We start from the raw sequence: 23447 nt of genomic DNA on the forward strand, positions 1-23447 counted from the left end.
CGGAACGGCACCGACTGGTAGAGGGAGGCCGCCCCCGGCTCGGGACGCGGGTCGCGGGCGGGCGGGGTGAGGTCCTTCACGCGCTCCACGACCTGCCGCAGATGCTCGGGCGTCGTGCCGCAGCAGCCACCCACCAGGGACAGGCCGTACTCGCGGACGAAGGTCTCCTGCGCGTCGGCCAGCTCGGACGGCGTCAGCGGGTAGTGGGCGCCGTCCTTGCCGAGGACGGGCAGGCCCGCGTTGGGCATGCAGGACAGCGGGATGCGGGCGTTGCGGGCGAGGTAGCGCAGGTGCTCGCTCATCTCGGCCGGGCCGGTGGCGCAGTTCAGGCCGATCATGTCGATGCCGAGCGGCTCCAGCGCGGTGAGGGCCGCGCCGATCTCGGAGCCGAGGAGCATGGTGCCGGTGGTCTCGACGGTGACCGACACGATGACCGGCAGGTCGAGGCCGAGGGCGTCGAGGCCACGGCGGGCGCCGAGGACGGCGGCCTTGGTCTGCAGCAGGTCCTGGGTGGTCTCCACGAGCAGCGCGTCGGCACCGCCGGTGACCAGGCCCTCGGCGTTGCGCTGGTAGGCGTCGCGCAGGGTGGTGTACGGGGCGTGGCCGAGGGTCGGCAGCTTGGTGCCGGGGCCGATCGAGCCGAGGACCCAGCGGGGCCGGCCGTCCCGCGCGGTGAAGTCGTCGGCGGCCTCGCGGGCGACCCGGGCGCCGGCCTCGGACAGCTCGAAGATCCGGTCGGCGATCTCGTACTCGCCGAGGGCGGAGTGGTTGGCCCCGAAGGTGTTGGTCTCGACGCAGTCCACGCCCACCGCGAAGTACGCCTCGTGGACGGAGCGGACGATGTCGGGGCGGGTGAGGTTGAGGATCTCGTTGCAGCCCTCCAGCTGCTGGAAGTCCTCAAGCGTGGGTTCCTGGGCCTGGAGCATGGTGCCCATGGCTCCGTCGGCGACCACCACACGGGTGGCGAGCGCCTGTCGGAGCGCGGACGCACGGGTCCGGCTGTCGGCGGAAGGGGACGGTGGCAACGAGGCCATGAAAGGGCTCCCTAGGTGCGACGGCTGTCGGCTATGCGGCTTCCCCGGCGGGCGGGGATGCCGCACGGCGTCAGAGTAACCGGGAGTGGGCTTGGATGGGCAGCGGCGTCCACGGGCCGGACGCGGATGGCCGGTGTGCCACGGCCGGGTCACGTGTGATGTAACAGGTGCTGTCCCACCATTAGCGGGACGTCGGCATGGACCGGTAGTGTTCGACATTGCCGAACGGCGGGTAACGGAACGGATGACGGTGTACGACAGGTGTCGTCACCGGCGGACGGTACGGCGACGTTCGACGACAGTCGAAGGGGACGGAGGCAGGACGGCGATGGCACGGAACATCCAGTCGCTCGAACGGGCGGCCGCGATGCTGCGGCTGCTCGCGGGCGGCGAGCGACGGCTCGGCCTGTCGGACATCGCCTCGTCAGTGGGCCTCGCCAAGGGCACCGCACACGGCATTCTGCGCACCCTCCAGCAGGAGGGGTTCGTGGAGCAGGACGACACCTCCGGGCGCTACCAGCTGGGCGCGGAGCTGCTGCGCCTGGGCACCACCTATCTGGACGTGCACGAGCTGCGGGCGCGGGCCCTGGTGTGGACGGACGACCTCGCCCGGTCCAGCGGGGAGAGCGTGTACCTGGGGGTGCTGCACCAGCAGGGCGTGCTCATCGTGCACCACGTCTTCCGGCCGGACGACAGCCGGCAGGTGCTGGAGATCGGCGCGATGCAGCCGCTGCACTCCACCGCGCTCGGCAAGGTGCTCTCGGCCTACGATCCGGTCGCGCACAGCGAGGCGCTGGAGGCCGACCGCAAGCCCTTCACCGACCGCACGGTGTGCGACATGGACGACTTCGAGCACCTTCTCGACATGATCCGCGCGCGTGGCTACGCGGCCGACGTGGAGGAGACCTGGGAGGGCGTGGCGTCGGTCGCCGCGCCCGTCCACGACCGGCGCCGCATGCCCGTGGGCGCGGTCGGCATCACCGGCGCCGTGGAACGGCTGTGCCGGGACGGCGAGCTGCGCCCGGAGCTGATCGCCGCGGTGCGCGACTGCGCCCGGGCGGTGTCCAGGGACCTGGGCGCGGGACGGTTCTGAGCGCTGAGCGCTCCCCCTGCGGGTGCACCGGGACGCCGGGCGGCGTTCCGGTTGTCGCCATACCCTGAAATGGACATATAGGGCTAAAGCTATACGTCAGCGTGTGAAGAGTGACAACCGGAATCGATCAATAACGATCCTGTTTTCGAGAACAGAACCCTTGACGCATGCGTAACGCCGAAGCAAGACTCCCGTCCATCGGTCGGCATTGTCGAACACCTACCGGCAATACGCGCTAGAGTGTGACAACGCCAAGGGCCGGCATCGCTCTCACCCCCGAGGGCGCCAGAACCCCCGGTGGGACCCGGGGTTCGGCGAACCCTGGACGAAGGACAAAGGAGTCGCGGGTGTCCAGCTCCGACATCTTCATCGGCGAGACCATCGGTACCGCCATACTCATCCTGCTCGGCGGCGGCGTCTGCGCGGCCGTCACGCTCAAGGCCTCCAAGGCCCGTAACGCCGGTTGGCTCGCCATCACCTTCGGGTGGGGCTTCGCCGTCCTGACGGCTGTGTACATTTCCGGACCGCTCTCCGGTGCGCACCTGAACCCGGCCGTCACCGTCGCCCTGGCCATCAAGGACGGCGACTGGACCAACGTTCCGACCTATCTCGCCGGCCAGCTGCTCGGCGCGATGATCGGCGCGACGCTGGTGTGGGTCGCCTACTACGGACAGTTCCACGCCCACCTGACCGACAAGGAGATCGTCGGCGGCCCGGGCGCGCAGGCCACCGCGGCCAAGGCGGTCGAGGCCCAGGAGAAGGGCGCAGGACCGGTCCTCGGCGTCTTCTCCACCGGTCCGGAGATCCGGAACGTGGCGCAGAACCTCGCCACGGAGATCATCGGCACCGTCGTGCTGATCCTGGCGGTCCTCACGCAGGGCCTGAACGACAAGGGCAACGGCCTCGGCATCCTCGGCGGTCTGATCACCGCGTTCGTGGTGGTGTCGATCGGTCTGTCCCTGGGCGGCCCGACGGGCTACGCGATCAACCCGGCCCGTGACCTGGGCCCCCGCATCGTGCACGCCCTGCTGCCGCTGCCCAACAAGGGCGGTTCCGACTGGGCTTACGCCTGGATCCCGGTGGTCGGTCCGCTGATCGGCGGCGCGATCGCTGCAGGCATATACAACGTCGCCTTCGCTTAAGAATCACCTCGAAGCACGCGCCGTACGTACAAGCCCCTCACCACGGATCTTTCAGGAGCACACAGTGACCGACGCCCACACCGCAGGCCCGTTCATCGCCGCGATCGACCAGGGCACGACCTCCTCGCGCTGCATCGTCTTCGACCGGGACGGCCGTATCGTCTCCGTCGACCAGAAGGAGCACGAGCAGATCTTCCCGAAGCCGGGCTGGGTCGAGCACAACGCCAACGAGATCTGGACCAACGTCCAGGAAGTCGTCGCCGGAGCCGTCCAGAAGGCCGGCATCACCCGTGACGACATCAAGGCCATCGGCATCACCAACCAGCGCGAGACCACCGTGCTGTGGGACAAGAACACCGGTGAGCCCGTCTACAACGCCCTTGTCTGGCAGGACACCCGCACCGACGCCCTCTGCCGGGAGCTGGGCCGCAACGTCGGCCAGGACCGCTTCCGCCGCGAGACCGGCCTGCCGCTGGCCTCGTACTTCTCCGGCCCCAAGGCCCGCTGGCTGCTCGACAACGTCGACGGCCTGCGGGAGCGCGCCGAGGCGGGCGACATCCTCTTCGGCACCATGGACACCTGGGTCATCTGGAACCTGACCGGTGGTGTCAACGGCGGCAAGCACGTCACCGACGTGACCAACGCCTCCCGCACCCTGCTGATGAACCTGCACACCATGCAGTGGGACGACAAGATCGCCGAGTCGATCGGCGTGCCGCTGCAGATCCTGCCGGAGATCCGCTCCTCGGCCGAGGTCTACGGCGAGGTCACCGGCGGCAAGCTGGGCGACCTGCTCGGCGGCATCCCGGTCGCCTCCGCGCTCGGCGACCAGCAGGCGGCCCTGTTCGGCCAGACCTGTTTCTCCGAGGGCGAGACCAAGTCCACCTACGGCACCGGCACCTTCATGGTGATGAACACCGGTGACAAGATCATCAACTCCTACGCCGGTCTGCTGACCACGGTCGGTTACAAGATCGGCGACCAGCCGACGGTCTACGCCCTGGAGGGCTCGATCGCCGTCACGGGCTCCCTGGTGCAGTGGATGCGCGACCAGATGGGCCTGATCTCCACCGCCGCCGAGATCGAGACGCTCGCGCTCTCGGTCGAGGACAACGGCGGCGCCTACTTCGTACCGGCGTTCTCCGGTCTGTTCGCCCCGCACTGGCGTTCCGACGCCCGCGGTGTGATCGCCGGTCTGACCCGGTACGTCACCAAGGCGCACCTTGCGCGCGCCGTCCTTGAGGCCACCGCCTGGCAGACGCGGGAGATCGCCGACGCCATGGTCAAGGACTCCGGCGACGAGCTGGTGACCCTCAAGGTCGACGGCGGCATGACCGCCAACAACCTGCTGATGCAGACCCTCGCCGACGTCCTGGACGCACCCGTGGTGCGCCCGATGGTCGCCGAGACCACCTGCCTCGGCGCCGCCTACGCCGCCGGCCTCGCCGTCGGCTTCTGGTCCAGCACCGACGAACTGCGCGCCAACTGGCGCCGGGCCGCCGAATGGACCCCCCGCATGGACGCGGACACCCGCGACCGTGAGTACAAGAACTGGCTCAAGGCCGTCGACCGGACCATGGGCTGGATCGAGGACGAGAGCTGAGCGGCTCCCCCAGCTCAGCCATCTCTGACGAGGAGTAAGTACCCGACATGACCAGTCAGTCCACCCTGCAGACCGTGCCTGCCCTGGGGACGCACCCGGCCTCCGGCTCCAACCCGAGCCGGGCCGAGACCAGGGAGCAGCTCTCCAAGGCGTCGTACGACCTTCTGGTGATCGGCGGCGGCATCCTGGGCATCTCCACCGCCTGGCACGCCGCGCAGTCCGGCCTGAGGGTGGCTCTGGTCGACGCCGGCGACTTCGCCGGCGCCACCTCCTCCGCCTCCTCCAAGCTGCTCCACGGCGGTCTGCGCTACCTGCAGACCGGCGCGGTGAAGCTGGTGGCGGAGAACCACTTCGAGCGCCGTGCGGTCTCCCGCCAGGTGGCCCCCCACCTGGCGAACCCGCTCACCTTCTACCTCCCCGTGTACAAGGGGGGCCCGCACGGCGCGGCGAAGCTCGGCGCGGGCGTCTTCGCCTACTCCGCGCTCTCCGCGTTCGGTGACGGCGTCGGCCACCTGCTCTCGCCCGCCAAGGCGGCGCAGGACGTGCCCGAGCTGCGCACCGAGAACCTCAAGGCCGTGGCCGTGTACGGCGACGACCAGATGAACGACGCCCGCATGGCGCTGATGACGGTCCGCGCGGCCGTCGAGGCGGGCGCGGTCGTCCTCAACCACGCCGAGGTCACCGGCCTGCGCTTCACCAACGGCCGGGTCACCGGCGCCGACCTCAAGGACCGCACGTCCGGTGACGAGTTCGGGGTCAACGCCCGTCTGGTGCTGAACGCGACCGGCCCCTGGGTCGACCACCTGCGCAGGATGGAGGACCCGAACGCGGCGCCGTCCATCCGCCTGTCCAAGGGCGCGCACCTGGTCCTGAAGCGGACGTCCCCGTGGAAGGCCGCGCTGGCGACCCCCATTGACAAGTACCGCATCACCTTCGCCCTCCCCTGGGAGGACATGCTGCTGCTCGGCACCACCGACGAGGAGTTCGAGGGCGACCCGGCGGACGTGTCCGTCAACGAGAAGGACATAGCCCAGATCCTGGACGAGGCCGCGTTCTCCGTCCGGGACCAGCAGCTCAAGCGCGACCTGATCACCTACGCCTTCGCCGGTCTGCGGGTGCTGCCGGGCGGTCCCGGTGACACCGCCAAGGCCAAGCGCGAGACGGTGGTGACCGAGGGCAAGGGCGGCATGCTGTCCGTTGCGGGCGGCAAGTGGACGACGTTCCGGCACATCGGCCGTACGGTCATGCAGAAGCTGGAGTCGCTGCCGGGCCACCCGCTCGGTGACGACTTCGAGCCGATCTCCTCGCTGCCGAAGAAGCTGCCGCTGCCCGGCGTCGCCAACCCGCGCGCGGTCGCACACCGCCTGCTGGTGGACGGCCCGGCGCCGGGTCCGCGCATGGCCGCCGACACCGCCAAGCACCTGGCCACCCACTACGGCTCCCTGGCCTTCGACATCGCCCGCCTGGCGAACGACAACCCGGAGCTGGCCGAGCGCGTCCACCCCGACGCCCCGGAGATCTGGGCGCAGGTCGTGTGGGCCCGTGACCACGAGTGGGCCGAGACGCCGGACGACGTGCTGCGCCGCCGTACCACGCTGACCATCCGCGGCCTGGCCACGGACGAGGTCCGCGCGAAGGTGCAGGACCTGCTGGACAAGAAGTAGCCGTCGGTGTGGCCGGTCCGCCGTCCCGACCGGGACCGGCCACACCGCAGCGCCGGACCGCCGCACCGGGTCCGGACAACCGAGAGGGGCGACCCCACGCCGATGGGGCCGCCCCTCTCTCCTGCCCGGGGGGCGTTGTCAGTGCCGGGTGCCTCCATGGGGGCATGAACAACGATCAAGCGCGCTGCCGGAGCCGGGGCGGCGGGAAGCAGCACCTGACGAAGCCCTTCCTGGCATCTGCTCGTCACCGGCCCTCACCGGGGCCACATATGGTTCGACGCGCCGCCCGCATAATGTGCTGAGACATCCGATGTCTGACGCATGGGGCGGGCGACAGGAGGCCTGGGATGGCAGTCACCGACGAGGCGATCGAGAAGATCAAAGGCATGATCGTCTCCGGTGCGCTGCGGCCCGGGGACCGGTTGCCCAAGGAGAGCGAGCTGGCCGCCGAGCTGGGCCTGTCCCGGAACTCGCTGCGGGAGGCCGTACGGGCGCTGTCGCTGATCCGGATCCTGGACGTGCGCCAGGGCGACGGCACGTACGTCACCAGCCTCGATCCCCAACTGCTGCTGGAGGCGCTGGGTTTCGTCGTGGACTTCCACCGCGACGACACCGTGCTGGAGTTCCTGGCGGTGCGCCGGATCCTGGAGCCGGCCGCGACGGCGATGGCGGCCGTGCGGATCGGCGAGCAGCAACTGGACGCCCTCACCGCCCAGCTGGACGCGCTGGGCGACGACCCCTCGGTGGAGGAACTGGTCGCCGCCGACCTGGAGTTCCATCGCGGCATCGTGCGCGGCGCCGGCAACTCGGTGCTGTGCTCACTGCTGGACGGACTGTCGGGTCCGACCACGCGGGCGCGGATCTGGCGGGGCCTCACCCAGGAGGACGCCGTCGGCCGCACCCTGCGCGAGCACCGGGCGATCCTCGCCGCGCTGCGCGACCGGGACGCGGAGGCCGCCCGCTCCTGGGCGACGGTGCACATCGCGAGCGTGGAGCAGTGGTTGCGCAGCACACTGTGAAACGCCTGCGCGCAGCGGTCCCCGCTCCCTGGCCGCAGGGGTGTTCCACGGCGGCGAACGGGGCAGTGATCCGTTCACTCCCCCACGCAGGGGGCTGCGGGCGCCCCCGCCGGACGCCGTAAGGTTGGTGAGTCAAGCGAGGGCACGTCGGAAGGAGGCACTGGGTGATCGAGCTGGAGGGGGTTCCCGAGCTGATCGACCCAGTCATGGTGGCCGCGTTCGAGGGCTGGAACGATGCCGGCGACGCCGCCTCCACGGCGGTCGCGCATCTGGAACGCGAGTGGAAGGGCGAGGTGTTCGCGGCGCTGGACGCCGAGGACTACTACGACTTCCAGGTGAACCGGCCCACGGTGTTCATGGACGGCGGAGTGCGGAAGATCACTTGGCCGACGACCCGGCTGTCGGTGGTCCGCGTCGGCGGTGCGAAGCCGCGCGACCTGGTGCTGGTCCGCGGTATCGAACCGTCCATGCGCTGGCGCTCGTTCTGCAACGAGCTGCTCGGCTTCGCGCACGAGCTGGGCGTGGAGCTGGTGGTCATCCTGGGCGCCCTGCTCGGTGACACCCCGCACACGCGTCCGGTGCCGGTCAGCGGGGTGACGTCGGACCCGGACCTGGCGCAGCGCATGGACCTGGAGGAGACCAAGTACGAGGGTCCGACGGGCATCGTCGGCGTCCTGCAGGAGGCGTGCACGCACGCCGGCGTCCCGGCGGTGTCGCTGTGGGCGGCCGTGCCGCACTACGTCTCCCAGCCGCCCAACCCGAAGGCCACGCTGGCGCTGCTGAACCGGCTGGAGGATCTGCTGGACCTGCGGATCCCGCAGGGCGAGCTGCCCGAGGACGCGCGGGCGTGGCAGGTCGGGGTGGACCAGCTGGCCGCGGAGGACAGCGAGGTCGCCGAGTACGTCCAGACGCTGGAGGAGGCCCGGGACACCGCGGAGCTGCCGGAGGCGTCGGGTGAGGCGATCGCCCGCGAGTTCGAGCGGTATCTGCGGCGCCGGGACGTGGGCCCTCCGGGCGGTAAGCAGAGGCCTCCGGCCGGAGGCGGGGCGTCCCGGGAGGATGACGAGGACGGTTCGGAGGACTGAGGCTCCGACGGCTGAGGTACGGCGAAGGGGCGGTTCCCGTGTTCGGGAACCGCCCCTTCACTGTGTCACCTTCTCTGTGTCACCGACGCGCCATGGGCTGCCGCGACAGACCGTCGGGCGTATGACGGCCCGTCGTGGCCTGTCGCGCCCACGCGGCGGTAGCCGCATGTCACACACAGCCCCGCGCCCCTTGAGGGGCGCTCGCGGTGTCTACAGGGCCACCCCGAGGTCTACAGGGCCACCCCGAGCAGCGCGTCCACCGCTCGCGTCACCACGCCGGGCGCGCCGGTGTCCGTGCCGTCCTCCTGCTCCTGACGGGCCGCCCAGCGGTCCACCGCCGCGAGTGCGGCGGGGGCGTCCAGGTCGTTGGACAGGGCCTCGCGGATCTCCTCGACCAGGGCGTCGGCGGAGGGACCGTCGGGGCGGGAGACGGCCGCGCGCCAGCGGCCGAGGCGGGTGACGGCGTCCTGGAGGACCTGGTCGGTCCACTCCCAGTCGGCGCGGTAGTGGTGGGCGAGCAGGGCGAGGCGGATGGCGGCCGGGTCGACGCCCTCGCGGCGCAGCTGGGAGACGAAGACGAGATTGCCCTTGGACTTGGACATCTTCTCGCCGTGCAGGGCGACCATGCCGGCGTGGACGTACGCCTTGGCCATGGGGAACTCGCCGGTGAGCACCTGGGCGTGCGAGGCGCCCATCTCGTGGTGCGGGAAGGCGAGGTCGGAGCCGCCGCCCTGGACGTCGAAGCCCATGCCGAAGTGGTCCAGGGCGATGGCCACGCACTCGATGTGCCAGCCGGGGCGGCCGGGGCCGAGGGAGGCGCCGTCCCAGCTGGGCTCGCCCTCACGGGCCGCCATCCACAGCATCGGGTCGAGTGGGTTCTTCTTGCCCGGACGGTCCGGGTCGCCGCCGCGCTCGGCGGACAGCAGCCGCATCGCGGCCGCGTCGAGGTTCGAGACCTTGCCGAAGTTCGGGTCGGACTCGACGGAGAAGTAGATGTCGCCCTCCAGCTCGTAGGCGGCGCCGAGGTCGCGCAGCCGCTCCACGAGCGGGACGATGCCGGGTATCGCCTCGACGGCGCCTATGTAGTGCTGGGGCGGGAGCAGCCGCAGGGCGGTCATGTCCTCACGGAAGAGTGCCGTCTGCTGCTCGGCGAGGGCGACCCAGTCGACGCCGTCCCGCTCCGCGCGCTCCAGCAGCGGATCGTCGACGTCGGTGACGTTCTGGACGTAATGAACCTGCCGCTTGGTGTCGAGCCACACGCGCTGAACGAGGTCGAACGCGTTGTAGGTCGCCGCGTGACCCATGTGGGTCGCGTCGTACGGGGTGATGCCGCAGACGTAGATACGGGCGACGGGACCGGGGTCGAGGGTGACGAGGCCGCCGGTCGCGGTGTCGTGGATCCTCAGGTCGCGGCCCTGACCAGGCAGGGCGGGGACCTCGGAAGCGGGCCAGGCATGCATGTACATGAGCCTAACCGGCCAGGAGCTGCGGATACGAATGGGATCGCGCTGGATGGCCGGTTGTGCGCTCTTGTACATGCGCGGCAGATGTGCTTACACGGGCGGCCAGGGGATGGCCGGCCACTCCCCGCCGGGTTCCGGGTGCACTCCCGTGGTGAGCAGTGCGTCGACACGCGCGCGTGTGGCGTCGATCTCGGCGGGGGTGATCAGTCCGGTCAGCCGCTCGCCCAGCGGGCCGCCGAGGGTTTCCCGCAGCCCTTCGAGGACGTCGACGGCCTCGGCGGTCAAAGGCTCCCCCGCCCAGCCCCACAGGAGGGTGCGCAGCTTGTTCTCGCGGTTGAAGGTGACGCCGTGGTCGATGCCGTAGAGCCGGCCGTCGGGGGTGGGCAGCAGATGGCCGCCCTTGCGGTCGGCGTTGTTGATCACCGCGTCGAGGACGGCGAGCCGGCGCAGCCGCTCGTCGTCGGCGTGCACGAGGAGGGCGGTGCGGCCCTCGCCGACCTCGGCGAGGCCGATCGCCTTCCAGCCCGGCTCCGGTTCCTCCGCGTCGACGAGGGCGAGCAGTTCCGCGTCGGCCTGGACGTCGATCCACAGCTGGCACATGCCCTCGCCGTACGGCCCGTCGCGCAGCACGGTCGGCGGGACGAGACCCCAGCCGGTGGCCTCGGAGATCTCGTAGGCGGCGACCTCGCGGCCTGCCAGGGTGCCGTCGGGGAAGTCCCACAGCGGGCGTTCCCCGGCCACCGGTTTGTAGATGCAGTTGGCTTCCCGGCCGTCGAGGGCCACGCTGCAGAACAGCGCGGCGTTGGACGCCTCGCGGATCCGGCCGCGCACGGTCAGCTCGCCCCCGGCGAGCAGCTCGGCGGCGGCTGCGTCGGCCTCCGCGTCGGCAGCCGTCACGCTCCGCGGCGGTATCCGTTCTGGCGCGGACATACGTGTCCTTCCGGATCGAGCGGGAGGCTGCACAGCGGGCACGGCGGCCGCCCGGCGTTGACGACGTCGAGGGCGCGCTTGGCGAAGGCCCGGGCCTGCGCGCCGGTCAGCCGGACCCGCAGCATCGGGGGCCCGTTCTCCTCGTCCTGGAGCAGCCGCTCCTCGGCCTCGGCGAGGTCTTCCTCGGTGTCGGCGTCCAGCTCCACGAGAGCCTGCGCCTCGACGATCATGCGCTGTTCCTCGCCGTCCCAGGCCAGGGCCATCGTACCGACGCGGAACTCCTCCTCGATGGGGGTTTCCAGCGGGGCGGTGTCGGCAATTTCCGTGGGCGCCACGGCGGGGACGGCGGCGCTGCCGCCACTGCGCCGTACGACCTCGTCGAGCAGTTCGTCCATGCGCTCGGCGAGCGCGGCCACCTGGGTCTTCTCCAGAGCCACGCTGGTCACCCGGGAGCCTGCGGTGGCCTGGAGGAAGAACGTACGGCGCCCGGGCAGTCCGACCGTGCCGGCCACGAAGCGGTCCGGCGGGTCGTAGAGGAACACCTGACGGGACACGTCCTGTCTCCATTGAGAGTGAGTTCGGCTGAGAGTGGGTTCGGCGAAGGGGTTCGAGCGTTTCGGCGGTGCGGGCCGTTGCGGATGGCGACTGTGCGGATCACTTCACCCTACTGCGGCCGACGATCACGGTGCGCCCGCACCACCCCCGACCGGTGCGTCGCCCTCACCAGGTTCCTCGCGCGGGGCGAGCGAAGCGAAATCGCCGGTGTCGCCGAGGCGAACGAGAAACGGCCGCAGGCGGGTGTAGCGGATCGCGGTGACGGAACACGGTTCCACGGAGATCCGCTGGAAGAGGTCGAGATGGAGTCCGAGGGCGTCGGCGACCAGGGATTTGATGATGTCACCGTGGGAGCACATGAGGTAGACGGCGTCGGCGCCGTGGTCGCGCTCCACGCGCGCGTTCCACTCGCGTACCGCCTCGGCTGCGCGGGTCTGCATGGCGCGCAGGGACTCACCGCCGGGGAAGGCGGCGGCCGACGGGTGGGCCTGGACGACCTCCATCAGCGGCTCGTCCTTCAGCTCGGCCAGCTTGCGGCCGGACCAGTCGCCGTAGTGGCACTCCCCGATCCGCTCGTCGGTGTGGGCGCGCAGGCCCGGACGGGCCTGGATCAGGGGCCGTACGGTCTCCTGGCAGCGCTGGAGGGGACTGGTGACGACCTCGGAGATCGGCAGCGCGGCGAGCCGTTCGGGCAGCGCGGCGGCCTGAGCGGCGCCGCGCTCGTCCAGGGTGACGCCTGGCGTCCACCCGGCGAGCACCCCGGAAGTGTTGGCGGTGGAACGTCCGTGCCTGACGAGGATCAGCGTGGGCATGCGGCCCAGGGTAGGCGTATGGACACCGGCACCGGTGACCGGGCGAAGGGAGAATGCGCTCCGTGATCGTGGACTGCGCCATCTACCGGCACGGGCTCCGTAGCGAGGGCCCGGAGGACCTGTCCGACGCGCTCGGCGAGGCGCGGGCGGCGGGAGGGTTCGTCTGGATCGGCCTGTACGAGCCGTCCGAGCGGGAGTTCGACCTGGTCACGCAGGAGTTTGGGCTGCATCCGCTTGCGGTCGAGGACGCTCTGAAAGCGCATCAGCGGCCCAAGCTGGAGGTGTACGACGACTCGCTGTTCATGGTCCTGAAGCCGGTCGTGTACGAGCCGGAGAGCGACACCGTCTCAGCGGGCGAGATCATGCTCTTCATCGGCGACTGCTTCGTGGTCACCGTCCGCCACGGCGAGGGCTCGCCGCTGGCCGCCGTGCGGCGTCGGCTGGAGGAGGAGCCGGAGATGCTCGACAAGGGCCCGACCGCCGTGCTGTACGCGGTCTCCGACGCCGTCGTCGACCACTATCTGGAGGTGGCGACGGAGCTGGGGACCGATCTGGAGGAGCTGGAGGCGGAGGTGTTCCAGCCGGAGGGCGGCGGCTCGCGCCACACCGCGTCCCGGATCTACGGCTTCAAACGGCAGGTCCTGGAGTTCCGCCGGGCCACCGGCCCGCTGGCACTGCCGCTGGCCCGGCTGGCGGGCACGGGACAGTACGGCGGCGGGGTGCCCTTCGTGCACGACAAGGCCCGCCCGTTCTTCCGGGACGTGGGCGACCACCTCATGCGGGTGAACGAGTCCGTGGAGGCCCTGGACCGGCTGGTGTCGGACGTCCTGTCGGCGCATCTGGCGCAGATGAGCGTGCGGCAGAACGACGACATGCGGAAGATCTCCGCGTGGGCGGCGATGGCCGCGGTCCCCACGATGATCGCGGGCATCTACGGCATGAACTTCGACCACATGCCGGAACTGCACTGGCTGTGGTCGTATCCGGCGGTGATCCTGGCGATGGCCGCGCTGGAGGTGCTGCTGTACCGGCTGTTCAAACGGCGCGGCTGGCTGTGAGGCTCGCTCCGGGGCTCGATTCCCGGGCTCTGTTCCGGGGCTCGATTCCTGCTCGACTCCATGGGCTCGACTCCTGGGCTCGACTCCTGGGTTCGGCTCCTGGGTTCGGCTCCGAGGCTCAGGCGAACTCGGGGGCGGTGGTGGCGGGGCCGCCGAGGGCGTCGCGGCGCTCGGGCATGCGGAGGCTGACCATGCGCCGCCAGCCGCCGAGGCGCTCATAGGCGTACGCCGCCCGGATGCCTGCCGCGAGCAGCGCGCGCTTGGCCCCGGACCAGCCCAGGATGCGGCCCATGTGGGCCATCACGGCGAGGCTGACGTCCCGGTGGACGCGGATCTCGGCGAGGGCGCACGCGCGCAGGACGCGCTGGATCAGCCGGGCGTGCCCGGCGGCTGCGAACCGCAGCAGTTCCTCGTGGGTGTAGGCGAGGTGGTTGTCCTCGTCGTGGGAGATCACGCGTACGGCCCTGCCGATCTCCGGGTGCTCGGCGAAGTCCCGGAGGAGCATCACCATCTGGTCGGCGGCGCGCTGCTCGGTGACCCGGCTGTGGGCGAGGTAGACGATGATGTCCCGCACGGTGAGCGGCTCGTCCCGCCTGAGCCTGTCGTGGGCGAGGCCGATGCCGTGCCGCTCCAGGAGCATCGTGTAGTCGGTCTCGGGCGGTACGGCGACGGGGGTGAGCCCGCGCTTCTTGAGCAGGGCGGTGAAGATGCGTCCGTGCTTGTCCTCGTCGGCGCCGTGCCGGGCGATCTTCGGGGCGAGCGCGCGTTCGCTCTGCGGTACCAGCGCGGCGATCCGGCCGTTCTCCCAGCCGCCCTGGGCCTCCCCGCCGGCGGCGATGGAACAGAAGAGGCGGAACGACTCGTCGTTGTCGACGATCTCCTGGAACAGACTCTTGGCCGAAAGCATGAAATGAGTCAAATGCGAACGAAAGAGGGCCGCAACAGCTGTCGGCCCCCCACTCGGCCGGAAGAAGGAACACGAGCGTCGTAACCGCGCGGGGCCGGGCGCGTTGTTCCCGGTGACGGCCGTGGCGGGGAAGACCCCCCGAGCCCCCACCACGGCCGCTGAAGCCCCCCTGGAAAGGGCCTAGGCCAGACCGGCGCGCTCCAGGGCCTCACTGCCGGCCCGCAGGGAGGCGATCCGTTCCTCCAGCGTGAAGCCGGCCGGGGAGAGGCTGAGCGTGGTGACACCCGCGGCGGCGTAGGCCTTCATCCGGTCGGCGATACGGTCCACGGAACCCAGCAGCGTCGTCTTGTCGATGAGGTCCTGCGGGATCGCGGCCGCGGCGCCCTGCTTGTCGCCGGACAGGTACTTCTGCTGGATCTCGGCGGCTTCCTTCTCGTACCCCATGCGCTGGGCGAGCTGGTTGTAGAAGTTCTGCTTGGCGCTGCCCATGCCGCCGACGTACAGCGCGGTGTAGGGGCGGAAGGTGTCCGCGAGGCGGGCCACGTCCTTGTCGTCGCCGACGGCGATCGGCAGGGTCGGGCACACGTCGAACCCGTCGAGGGTCTTGCCGGCCTTCTCGCGCCCCGCGCGCAGGTACTGGAGGGTGGTCTCCTCCAGGTGGTCGGCGGCCGGGAAGATCAGCAGGGCGCCGTCGGCGATCTCGCCGGTCTGCTCCAGGTTCTTCGGGCCGATCGCGGCGATGTACAGCGGGATGTACTCACGCTGCGGGTGCACGGTCAGCTTGATCGGCTTGCCCGGGCCGCCGGGCAGCGGCAGCGTCCAGTGCTCGCCCTCGTACGTCAGCCGCTCGCGTGTCATGGCCCGCCGGACGATCTCCACGTACTCGCGGGTGCGGGCCAGCGGCTTGTCGAACTTGACGCCGTACCAGCCCTCGGAGACCTGTGGTCCGGACACCCCGAGCCCGAGCCGGAAGCGCCCGCCGGACAGCGAGTCGAGCGTCGCGGCCGTCATCGCGGTCATCGCGGGCTGGCGGGCCGGGATCTGGAAGATGGCCGAGCCGACGTCGATGCGGTCGGTCTGGGCGGCGACCCAGGAGAGCACCGTCGCGGCGTCGGAGCCGTAGGCCTCGGCGGCCCAGCAGACGGAGAAGCCCAGCCGGTCGGCCTCCTGGGCCACGGCCAGATTGTCCGCGTCCATTCCGGCACCCCAGTAGCCGAGGTTGATCCCGAGCTCCATGACCGATTCCCCTTACCCGCGAGTAACGTCGTTGTCGGGGTGACCTTAGCGCGGGGTGGAGTTCCCCGCGCCCCCTCGGGGCGCTCCGGCACGGAGAACCTGGGCGGACCGGTTGTCCACAGGCAACCCACCGCACCGCCTCTGGCCAGTAATCTCGCGCTCATGGAGCAGAGGCATCTCGGCCGTACCGGCCTGCGCGTGTCCCGCATCGGACTCGGCACCCTCACCTGGGGCCGGGACACCGACGAGCACGACGCCGCGGACATGCTGAAGGCGTTCTGGGAAGCCGGCGGAACCCTTGTCGACACCGCGGACGTGTACGGCGACGGAGAGGCGGAGTATCTGCTCGGGCAGCTGATGGACGGCCTGGTGCCACGCCGGGACCTGGTGATCTCCACCAAGGCGGGCAGCGTCCCCGACCCCGACCGCCGCTTCGACGGCTCCCGCGGCCATCTGCTCGCCGCACTCGACGCGTCCCTGGCCCGCCTGGGCACGGACTACGTCGACCTCTGGAACATCCACGCCTACGACCCCGACACCCCGCTGGAGGAGACGCTCCAGGCCCTCGACATAGCGGTCGGCAGCGGTCGCGCCCGCTATGCCGGCGTCTCCAACTTCTGCGGCTGGCAGCTGGCGAAGGCGGCCACCTGGCAGCTAGCGGCGCCCGGCACAAGGACCCGGCTGGCCAGCACGCAGATGGAGTACTCGCTGCTGCAGCGGGGCGTGGAGCGCGAGGTGCTGCCCGCCGCACTGGACCTCGGCGTGGGTCTGCTGCCCTCCTCCCCGCTCGGCCGTGGCGTGCTCACCGGCAAGTACCGGCACACCACTCCCCCGGACTCGCGCGGTGCCTCCGAGCACCTGGCCCCCTTCGTGGAGCCGTATCTGGACGACACGGCGACCCGCATCGTGGACGCGGTGACGACCGCCGCCGACGGGCTCGCCGTCACCCCGCTCCAGGTGGCACTCGCCTGGGTCCGGGACCGGCCCGGCGTGGCCGCGCCGATCGTCGGCGCGCGTACCGCGCAGCAGCTCACGGCGGCATTGTCAGTGGAGGCCCTTAGTCTTCCTGACGAGATCTGCAGGGCGCTGGACGATGTGTCGGCGCCCGTGCACCGCTATCCCGATCACGACTGGAGCACGCTGTGAGCACGGAGCCGGAGACCACGGAGGAAGCCGGGCCGGGGACGCCGGACACACCCGGAACCCCGGACCGGGACACCGCGGCGCCCGGGGAAAACGGTGCCGGCGGCGCCGACGGCGGGGTCAGCGGGGAGCACAAGGGCGTCGGCGGGACCGGGAGCGCGGACCACGTGACCGATGCGGACGGCACGGACGGCCTGAGCGGTGCGGCGGACACGGACGGCGACGGCGCCGCCGAGGACGGCGAAGTCACCGACGAGAGCGATGCGGAGGGAACCGACAGCTCACGCGACGGCAGCGGCGCCGACGGTGATGGCGAGGGCGCGGGACAGTTGTCCGAGGCCGAGGCCGAGTTGGCCGCGCAGCGGATCGAACGGGAGCGGATCGAACGGCGCAAGGCCGAGAAGAGGACCCCGATCCAGAGCGGCACGAAGCTCAGCGGCAAGGCTGCCGACCTGCTCGCGGCGGTGCGGGCCGTGGAGAGCGGCGAGAAGCCGGCGGCCACGGTGTTCGCCGAGCCCGCGCCGGCGCCGCGCCGCCCGGCCCCCGAGCCCGTACTCCGGCCGCAGCCCGCGCCCGCCCCGGCCGCCGCGCCCGCCGCTCCGGCACCGCACACGGTGGAGGGCGTCCGCCGGGTGCTGGCCGAGGGCGGCGCGCCCGAGGCTCTCGCCGCCCAGGTGGCCGCGGCACTCGGTGAGGGCGCCGACGCGGTGCTCCGCGAGGATCCCTGGCAATTGCTGCGGATCAGCGGGGTACGGCCCGACCAGGCCGACGGCTTCGCACGCGCCCTGCTCGGCGCCGCCTGCGGCCCGGACGACGAGCGGCGGGGCCGTGCGGTCACGGTGTGGCTGCTGGAGCAGGCGGCCCTGGCCGGGCACACCGCGCTGGACCTGCCCACGCTCACCGCGGCGTTGGGCCGGCAGAGCGTGCCGGACCCGGACGCGGCGGTGCAGGGCACGCTCGCGGAGGGCGACGCCCTGGCGTTCCAGGACGCCCTGGAGGAGACCGGCGCCCCGACGCCCCAGGAGACCGAGGAGGAGCAGGAACGGCCGGTGCGGGTCCTCGTCGGCCTGGAGCGGTACGCGCTGGCCGAGGAGAGCCTCGCCGACGGTCTGGCCCGGCTGGTCAACTCCTTGGCCAAGGAGACCGAACAGGCCTGGCGCACGGCCGCCGAGTCGGTCTCGGGCGGCGCTGCCGAGCTGGTCCGCGCGGTCGCCGGGCACGGCCTGGTGCTGCACACCGGCGGAGAGGCGGCTCGCGCCGAACCGGCCGCGCTGCTCGGAGCCGCCCGCGCCGCGGACCTGCGGGCGTTCGCCGTCTGCCACTCGCCCGACGGCCGCCGGCGCCTCGCCGCCGCCCTGCCCGGCGCGGACCCGGCGGAGCGGAGCGTGGGCACGGTCGCCGGTCTGCTGTCCGGCGCCGAGGGTCCGGGCCGGGACGCGGACGGCGCGCTGGAACTGGACCTGCTGATCGTGCTGGACGCCCCGCAACTGGACGTGGAGAGCGCCGCGATGCTGGTGGAGTCGCTGCCCGACGGGGCCCGGCTGCTGCTCAGCGGCGACCCGGCGGTGCTGTGGTCGGCCGGTCCGGGGCGGATCTTCGCGGATCTGCTCGCCGCCCGTGTCTGCCCGCAGATCGTCTCCCGCGTCCCCGATCCCGGACCGATCGGCGAGCTGGTCTCCGGTATCGGCATCGGTGAGCTGAACCAGGTGGCCGCTCCGGGCAAGGAGATCGTCATCGTCCCGGTGCGGGACGCGGGGGAGGCCGTGCACCGGACGGTTCAGCTGGTCGCGGACTCGGTGCCGCGGGCGATCGGTGTCCCGGCCGAGCAGACCGTGGTGATCACTCCGGGGCACGGCGGCGCCGCGGGCACCCGGGCCCTCAACTCCGCTTTGAAGGAACGCCTCAACCCCGGACCCGGCCGCTTCGGCGGCTTCGACCCCGGCGACCGGATCGCCTACAGCCCCGCTCCGGGCCGTACGGTGCCGGGCGTGGTGGTGAAGGCCGACGCGGACGGGCTGCACCTGTCGTGCGCGGGAGCCCCGGTGGTCGTACCCCGCGAGCGGGTGGAGGCCGCCGTACGGCACGGCTGGGCACTGACCGCGCACCAGGCGGTGGGCATCCGCTGGCCCGCGGCGGTCGTGGTGCTGCCCGGCGACGCGGCGCAGGCCCTCAGCAGACCCTGGGTGTACACGGCGTTCGGCCGGGCGGAGCGGCATCTGTCCGTGGTCCACGGCGTGGAACAGGCCCTGCCGAAGGCAGTGGCGCAAACCCCGGCCAAGCCCCGCACCACCCGCCTGCAGACACTGCTGCGCACGCAGGTGCCGACGGGCTGAGCGCCCTGTCTCCGCGTCTCCGCCGCGACGGCCCGGCCCCGACGGCGGAGTCGGGGATCCCCCACGCCCCTCAGGCGGTGGGGGAGGTGCCGTACCGGCCCCAGGCGCTCACGGCACCGCCGGCTCCGCTCACTTCTCGGTGTCCAGCGGCTCCAGACCCTCGTCCCGGTCCTCGACGAACTCGAGCTCGTCGTCCTCGTCCGTCTCCTCGTCGTCCTCGTCGTCCTCGTCGAAGACGGCGCTGACATCGAAACGGCACACGACCTGCTGCGGATCGATGTGCTCGAACGGCGTCTCCAGCCACTCCCCGGCCTCGGGCGTCTCGTCCGTGGCCGTGACCCAGAGCGTGGAGTCGCCCTCCTCCAGGCCGAACTCCTTGTGCCGGGACGCGATCTCGTCCGGTTCGAACTCGCCGAACAGGATGCCGAGCGCCCCCGGAACCGTACCGGCGGCGTCCTCGGGCAGACCGCCGGCGGCCGAGTACTCCGCCGCCTCGACCCGCTGGGCCTGCGCCAGCAGCCGCTGGGGTTCCGCCACGGCGTAGTCGCGGCGGATCAGCACGCTGATCGCGTGAGGTTCCTCGGGGCCTGCGTACGGCGGCAGCTCCTCCGCGCCGGGGATCTCGAAGGGCGTGACCTCGTCGTAGCGGTCGTAGAGCAGCTCGTCGTACACCTCGGCGGCCGCGGCCAGCTGGTTGAACGCCTCCAGGACGGCCGGGTCGTCGTCTCCCGACCTGCGTTCGACCGCGGCCAGATGACGGTCGAGCGCGGTCTTGACCGCCTCGGCGGCGGCGCGTACCTCGGCAGCGGTGGGCTGCGCAGCATCAGACATAGTGCAGACGCTATCCGTACCGAGCCCCAGCCCGCACAATAGATGCGATGCCGGAATACGAATTTGTCGACGTGTACGTGCCTCGCGGGGTCTCCCGCAAGGAGGCGACACGTCTGCTGACGGACCATGCCGAGTACGGACACTGGGAGTTGGACCGACTGAGCCTGCTGCGCGACGGCAGCCGCAGGGTGCGGTTGCGCCGGCGGATCATCCGCCAGGTGCGTGCCACGTGGTGATGCCGGCGACCTGAACCGGAGCGGGCCCCGTCTGACACGGCGGGGCCCGCTCCGTTCACTGCGCTCCCCGGTCGGGGCTTCCGGTTACGCCGTCGCCCGCGCCTTGCGGTAGAGCACCGCACCGGCGAGCAGCGCGCCCGCGCCGACCGGCAGCACGAGGTCCAGCGGCAGCTCGCTGCCGGTGTGCGCGAGCTGGGCGTCGGTCAGCGGCTGCCCGGAGCGGCCCCCGTGCTGCGTGACCTGGCTGGACCCGTGGGATCCCTGGGGCGTGTGACCGCCCTGGCCGGGCGGGGTCGTCGGGCTTCCCGGGTGACCCGGCTGACCGGGGTGGCCCGGCTGACCGGGGTGGCCCGGCTGACCGGGGTGACCGGGGTGCCCCGGGTGACCGGGATGTCCCGGCTGGCCCGGCTGTCCGGGCGGGTTGCCGTGGCCGCCGCCCGGCGGCTGGGTGTGGTCGCCGCCGCCTCCGTTGGCACAGTCGTTGCCCTCGGCGGCGTTGCCGGCTCCGATGACGTTCACGCTGTTGCCGCAGACGTTCACCGGCGCGTCGATCGGCACCTGCACCGTGTTGCCGGAACCCACGCCCGGCGACCCGCCGGTGTGGCCGCCCGCGTGCGAGCCGCCGTGTCCCCCGGAAGAGCCGCCCTCGTTGACGCACGTGTTGCCCGCGGCCGGGTTGTGCAGCCCGACGACGTTCACGCTGTTGCCGCAGACGTTCACCGGGGCGTCGATCGGCGCCTGCACGGTGTTGCCGGAACCCACGCCGGGCGAGCCGCCGGTGTGGCCGCTCGCGTGCGAGCCGCCGTGTCCGCCCGAAGCGCCGCCGTGGTTGGCGCATGTGTTGCCCGCGGCCGGGTTGAGCAGCCCGACGACGTTCACGGTGTTGCCGCAGACGTTCACCGGCGCGTGCACCGGCACCTGCACCGTGTTGCCGGACAGTACGCCGGGCGAGCCGGTGGCGGCGCCGGCCGCGCCCGCGGCGGCGTGGGCATAGCCGCTCGCGGCGGCGATCACACCGGTGGCCGCAGCCATCGTCATCAGGCCCTTGCGGGTGCCCTGTCGCATTCTGATTTTCCCCTGCCTTCGATCCTGCTGTGCCTCGCGATTGCGACCCTCGCGGATCATGACTCCGCGCAAGAGGCCGGTCGGCCCCGGAGCGCATGGCGCGCGCCGGGGCCGACGGCTCGAAAATGACGCCCCCCTCAGGAGGTCGTCGTCACTTGTTGACGCAGGTGTTGCCGAAGGCGGGGTTCAGGAGCCCGATCACGTTGACCGTGTTGCCGCAGACGTTCACCGGGACGTGCACGGGGACCTGAACGACGTTGCCGGAAACGACACCCGGGGAGTTCACGGCGGCACCCTGCGCTCCGGCGTCGGCAACAGCGAGGCCCGCGCCCGCGAGAACCAGCCCACCGGTGGCAGCCGCAGCAGCGACGACCTTCTTGATCATTATTCCTCCTTGTTGGCAATGCGACTCCAAGGTGCGGAGTCACATCACCTGTAACGAGGAGGAACTAATGAAGCTACGAACCGATCGTCGCATTCACCCGTTCCAGTCGATCTCGTACGGGCGGCCGATTACCTCGGCCCAGGACCTCACGACGCGTCGATGAACCGGTCCAGCACGCGCACCCCGAAACGCAGCCCGTCCACCGGCACCCGCTCGTCCACGCCGTGGAACATCCCGGCGAAGTCCAGCTCCGGCGGCAGCTTCAGCGGGGCGAAGCCGAAGCCGCGGATGCCGAGGTCGTCGAAGGACTTGGCGTCGGTGCCGCCGGAGAGCATGTAGGGGATCGCCTTGGCCGTCGGGTCCTCGGCCAGCAGCGCGGACTGCATGGCCTCCACCAGCGCCCCGTCGAAGCCGGTCTCGACCGCCTTGTCGGCGTGCACGTCCTCACGGCGGATGTTCGGTCCGAGGAGCCGGTCGAGGTCGGCGAGGAACTCCTCCTCGTGGCCCGGCAGAAACCGTCCGTCGATGTGCGCGGTGGCCTCACCCGGGATGACGTTGACCTTGTAGCCGGCGTTCAGCTGGGTGGGGTTGGCGGTGTTGCTCAGCGTCGCGCCGATCAGCTTGGCGATGCCGCCGAGCCGGGCGAGGGTGGACTCCATGTCCTCCGGGTCCAGCTCGGTGCCGAGCGCGTCGCCCAGTTCGTCGAGGAAGGCCCGGGTGGTCTTGGTGACCCGTACCGGGAACTTGTGCCGGCCGACGCGGGCCACGGCCTCGGACAGCTCGGTGATGGCGTTGTCCCGGTGGATCATGGAACCGTGCCCGGCGGTGCCGGCCACGGTCAGCTTCATCCAGTGCATGCCCTTCTCGGCCGTCTGGATCAGGTAGAGCCGGCGCTGCTCGTTCACCGTGAAGGAGAAGCCGCCGACCTCGCTGATCGCCTCGGTGACGCCCTCGAACAGGCCGGGGTGACGGTCGACCAGATGGCGGGCACCGTACGTACCGCCGGCCTCCTCGTCGGCGAGGAAGGCGACCACGATGTCCCGCGGGGGCCGCCGCCCGCTCCTGAGCCGGTCCCGGACGACCGCCAGGGTCATGGCGTCCATGTCCTTCATGTCGACGGCCCCGCGCCCCCACACGCACCCGTCGGCCACCTCACCGGAGAAGGGGTGGTGGGTCCAGTCGTCGGCGTTGGCCGGTACGACGTCCAGGTGGCCGTGGATCAGCAACGCGGGCCGGGACGGGTCCTCCCCCTCGATACGGGCCACCGTCGAGGCGCGACCCGGGTGCGACTCGAAGATCTCCGGCTCGAGCCCGACCTCGGCGAGCTTCTCGGCGACCCACTCGGCCGCCTGCCGCTCGCCGGGGCCGGAGTGGTCGCCGTAGTTGCTGGTGTCGAACCGGATCAGCTCGCGGCAGAGGTCCACGACCTCGTCCTCACCGGTGACGCCCCTGGCCGTGTCCGTCTCGCTCACGTGCTTCCTCCCACGCCGTCGCTGCTGGTGGTCCTCCTCATCCTGCCTCTCCCCCGCCCACGGCCCAAGACCGGTCCCGGCCCGTCACACACCGTTCACGCGCGACCGGCCAGGGAGCCGGGGGTGATCAGCCACCCCGGAAAGCCTGGTAATGTTTCCTTCGTCGCCGCGAGGGAAACCCCGCCGAAAGGGCTCCCCCGCACGACAGACACCTTGTCCGGGTGGCGGAATGGCAGACGCGCTAGCTTGAGGTGCTAGTGCCCTTTATCGGGCGTGGGGGTTCAAGTCCCCCCTCGGACACTGGAGATACGCAGCGGGGGGGCGAACACTGCGGGGGGGGGACACTTATGGGTCTTCTTCCTTGTTGAGGGGGGGGAAAAC

21 protein-coding genes and 1 tRNA gene are annotated in these 23447 nt (G+C 71.4%); 11 read left to right on the forward strand and 11 right to left on the reverse strand.

Features of this window, described 5'->3' with window-relative positions; genetic code table 11:
• The coding region (locus ACZ41I_RS38975) for a homocysteine S-methyltransferase family protein (protein ID WP_468516372.1) at positions 1 to 1034 on the reverse strand (1034 nt) is incomplete at its 3' end.
• A 328-nt stretch (positions 1035 to 1362) separates the two neighbouring features.
• Between ACZ41I_RS38975 and ACZ41I_RS38980 the strand changes: the two genes are divergently transcribed.
• The 6 genes from ACZ41I_RS38980 (at position 1363) to ACZ41I_RS39005 (ending at position 8640) form a co-directional block, all read left to right on the forward strand.
• Positions 1363 to 2127 carry an IclR family transcriptional regulator gene (locus tag ACZ41I_RS38980; RefSeq protein ID WP_363219358.1) on the forward strand — a complete coding sequence of 255 codons (765 nt, stop codon included), beginning with the start codon at positions 1363 to 1365 and terminating at the stop codon, positions 2125 to 2127.
• A gap of 347 nt (positions 2128 to 2474) precedes the next feature.
• Positions 2475 to 3269 (forward strand): MIP/aquaporin family protein, encoded by a 795-nt coding sequence (locus ACZ41I_RS38985; RefSeq protein WP_363219357.1) that lies wholly within the window; start codon positions 2475 to 2477, stop codon positions 3267 to 3269.
• Positions 3270 to 3333: 64 nt separating this feature from the next.
• Positions 3334 to 4872, forward strand: a complete 1539-nt coding sequence (gene glpK / locus ACZ41I_RS38990; protein WP_399775783.1) for a glycerol kinase GlpK — start codon at positions 3334 to 3336, stop codon at positions 4870 to 4872.
• Between the two features lie 47 nt (positions 4873 to 4919).
• A complete protein-coding gene (locus ACZ41I_RS38995; RefSeq protein ID WP_363219355.1) occupies positions 4920 to 6536 on the forward strand; it encodes a glycerol-3-phosphate dehydrogenase/oxidase in 1617 nt (538 codons plus the stop codon).
• Between the two features lie 347 nt (positions 6537 to 6883).
• Complete coding sequence (locus ACZ41I_RS39000; protein WP_468327289.1) at positions 6884 to 7555, forward strand: FadR/GntR family transcriptional regulator; 672 nt, start codon at positions 6884 to 6886, stop codon at positions 7553 to 7555.
• A gap of 164 nt (positions 7556 to 7719) precedes the next feature.
• The gene (locus ACZ41I_RS39005) at positions 7720 to 8640 is read left to right on the forward strand and encodes a PAC2 family protein (RefSeq protein ID WP_363219353.1); all 921 of its coding nucleotides are present in this window, start codon (positions 7720 to 7722) and stop codon (positions 8638 to 8640) included.
• A gap of 230 nt (positions 8641 to 8870) precedes the next feature.
• Here ACZ41I_RS39005 and mshC read toward each other — a convergent pair whose 3' ends face one another.
• From mshC to ACZ41I_RS39025, 4 genes are all read right to left on the reverse strand, one after another.
• On the reverse strand, positions 8871 to 10100 hold the full coding sequence (gene mshC / locus ACZ41I_RS39010; RefSeq protein ID WP_363219352.1) for a cysteine--1-D-myo-inosityl 2-amino-2-deoxy-alpha-D-glucopyranoside ligase: 1230 nt from the start codon (positions 10098 to 10100) through the stop codon (positions 8871 to 8873).
• Positions 10101 to 10193: 93 nt separating this feature from the next.
• Positions 10194 to 11033: an SCO1664 family protein gene (locus ACZ41I_RS39015; RefSeq protein WP_363219351.1), complete on the reverse strand. Its 840-nt coding sequence runs from the start codon at positions 11031 to 11033 to the stop codon at positions 10194 to 10196.
• The gene (locus ACZ41I_RS39020; protein WP_351242613.1) at positions 10997 to 11587 is read right to left on the reverse strand and encodes a DUF3090 domain-containing protein; all 591 of its coding nucleotides are present in this window, start codon (positions 11585 to 11587) and stop codon (positions 10997 to 10999) included. Before ACZ41I_RS39020 ends, ACZ41I_RS39015 begins: the two co-directional genes overlap by 37 nt.
• Positions 11588 to 11713: 126 nt before the next feature.
• Positions 11714 to 12400, reverse strand: coding sequence for a histidine phosphatase family protein (locus ACZ41I_RS39025; protein ID WP_399775774.1), 687 nt, complete (start codon positions 12398 to 12400; stop codon positions 11714 to 11716).
• A 62-nt stretch (positions 12401 to 12462) separates the two neighbouring features.
• Here ACZ41I_RS39025 and corA point away from each other — a divergent pair, with 62 nt between their 5' ends.
• Positions 12463 to 13458 carry a magnesium/cobalt transporter CorA gene (corA, locus tag ACZ41I_RS39030; RefSeq protein WP_363219349.1) on the forward strand — a complete coding sequence of 332 codons (996 nt, stop codon included), beginning with the start codon at positions 12463 to 12465 and terminating at the stop codon, positions 13456 to 13458.
• 118 nt (positions 13459 to 13576) lie between these two features.
• Here the strand turns inward: corA and ACZ41I_RS39035 are convergent, their stop codons facing one another.
• Together ACZ41I_RS39035 and ACZ41I_RS39040 are read right to left on the reverse strand one after the other, a co-directional pair.
• Positions 13577 to 14365: a ferritin-like domain-containing protein gene (locus ACZ41I_RS39035; RefSeq protein WP_399775772.1), complete on the reverse strand. Its 789-nt coding sequence runs from the start codon at positions 14363 to 14365 to the stop codon at positions 13577 to 13579.
• A 180-nt stretch (positions 14366 to 14545) separates the two neighbouring features.
• Positions 14546 to 15601: an LLM class F420-dependent oxidoreductase gene (locus tag ACZ41I_RS39040; protein ID WP_363219347.1), complete on the reverse strand. Its 1056-nt coding sequence runs from the start codon at positions 15599 to 15601 to the stop codon at positions 14546 to 14548.
• Positions 15602 to 15763: 162 nt separating this feature from the next.
• On the opposite strand from ACZ41I_RS39040, the gene ACZ41I_RS39045 reads away from it, so the two are divergent.
• Together ACZ41I_RS39045 and ACZ41I_RS39050 are read left to right on the forward strand one after the other, a co-directional pair.
• Entirely contained in the window at positions 15764 to 16747 is a 984-nt protein-coding gene (locus tag ACZ41I_RS39045) for an aldo/keto reductase (protein WP_363219346.1), read from the forward strand.
• Positions 16744 to 19077 carry a helix-hairpin-helix domain-containing protein gene (locus tag ACZ41I_RS39050; RefSeq protein ID WP_468516373.1) on the forward strand — a complete coding sequence of 778 codons (2334 nt, stop codon included), beginning with the start codon at positions 16744 to 16746 and terminating at the stop codon, positions 19075 to 19077. The genes ACZ41I_RS39045 and ACZ41I_RS39050 overlap by 4 nt, the downstream gene beginning before the upstream one ends.
• Positions 19078 to 19206: 129 nt before the next feature.
• Here the strand turns inward: ACZ41I_RS39050 and ACZ41I_RS39055 are convergent, their stop codons facing one another.
• A complete protein-coding gene (locus ACZ41I_RS39055) occupies positions 19207 to 19908 on the reverse strand; it encodes a hypothetical protein (protein ID WP_468516374.1) in 702 nt (233 codons plus the stop codon).
• A gap of 47 nt (positions 19909 to 19955) precedes the next feature.
• Here ACZ41I_RS39055 and ACZ41I_RS39060 point away from each other — a divergent pair, with 47 nt between their 5' ends.
• Positions 19956 to 20144 (forward strand): DUF5703 family protein, encoded by a 189-nt coding sequence (locus ACZ41I_RS39060; protein WP_014671721.1) that lies wholly within the window; start codon positions 19956 to 19958, stop codon positions 20142 to 20144.
• An 84-nt stretch (positions 20145 to 20228) separates the two neighbouring features.
• Here the strand turns inward: ACZ41I_RS39060 and ACZ41I_RS39065 are convergent, their stop codons facing one another.
• The 3 genes from ACZ41I_RS39065 to ACZ41I_RS39075 form a co-directional block, all read right to left on the reverse strand.
• Complete coding sequence (locus ACZ41I_RS39065) at positions 20229 to 21209, reverse strand: chaplin (protein ID WP_468516375.1); 981 nt, start codon at positions 21207 to 21209, stop codon at positions 20229 to 20231.
• A gap of 151 nt (positions 21210 to 21360) precedes the next feature.
• On the reverse strand, positions 21361 to 21594 hold the full coding sequence (chpH, locus tag ACZ41I_RS39070) for a chaplin ChpH (RefSeq protein WP_363220488.1): 234 nt from the start codon (positions 21592 to 21594) through the stop codon (positions 21361 to 21363).
• A gap of 146 nt (positions 21595 to 21740) precedes the next feature.
• Positions 21741 to 23066 (reverse strand): M20/M25/M40 family metallo-hydrolase, encoded by a 1326-nt coding sequence (locus tag ACZ41I_RS39075; protein ID WP_399775763.1) that lies wholly within the window; start codon positions 23064 to 23066, stop codon positions 21741 to 21743.
• 215 nt (positions 23067 to 23281) lie between these two features.
• On the opposite strand from ACZ41I_RS39075, the gene ACZ41I_RS39080 reads away from it, so the two are divergent.
• Positions 23282 to 23366, forward strand: a tRNA-Leu gene (locus tag ACZ41I_RS39080).
• Positions 23367 to 23447: the final 81 nt, after the last annotated feature.

The sequence above is a fragment of the Streptomyces sp. NPDC030799 genome (assembly GCF_055572255.1).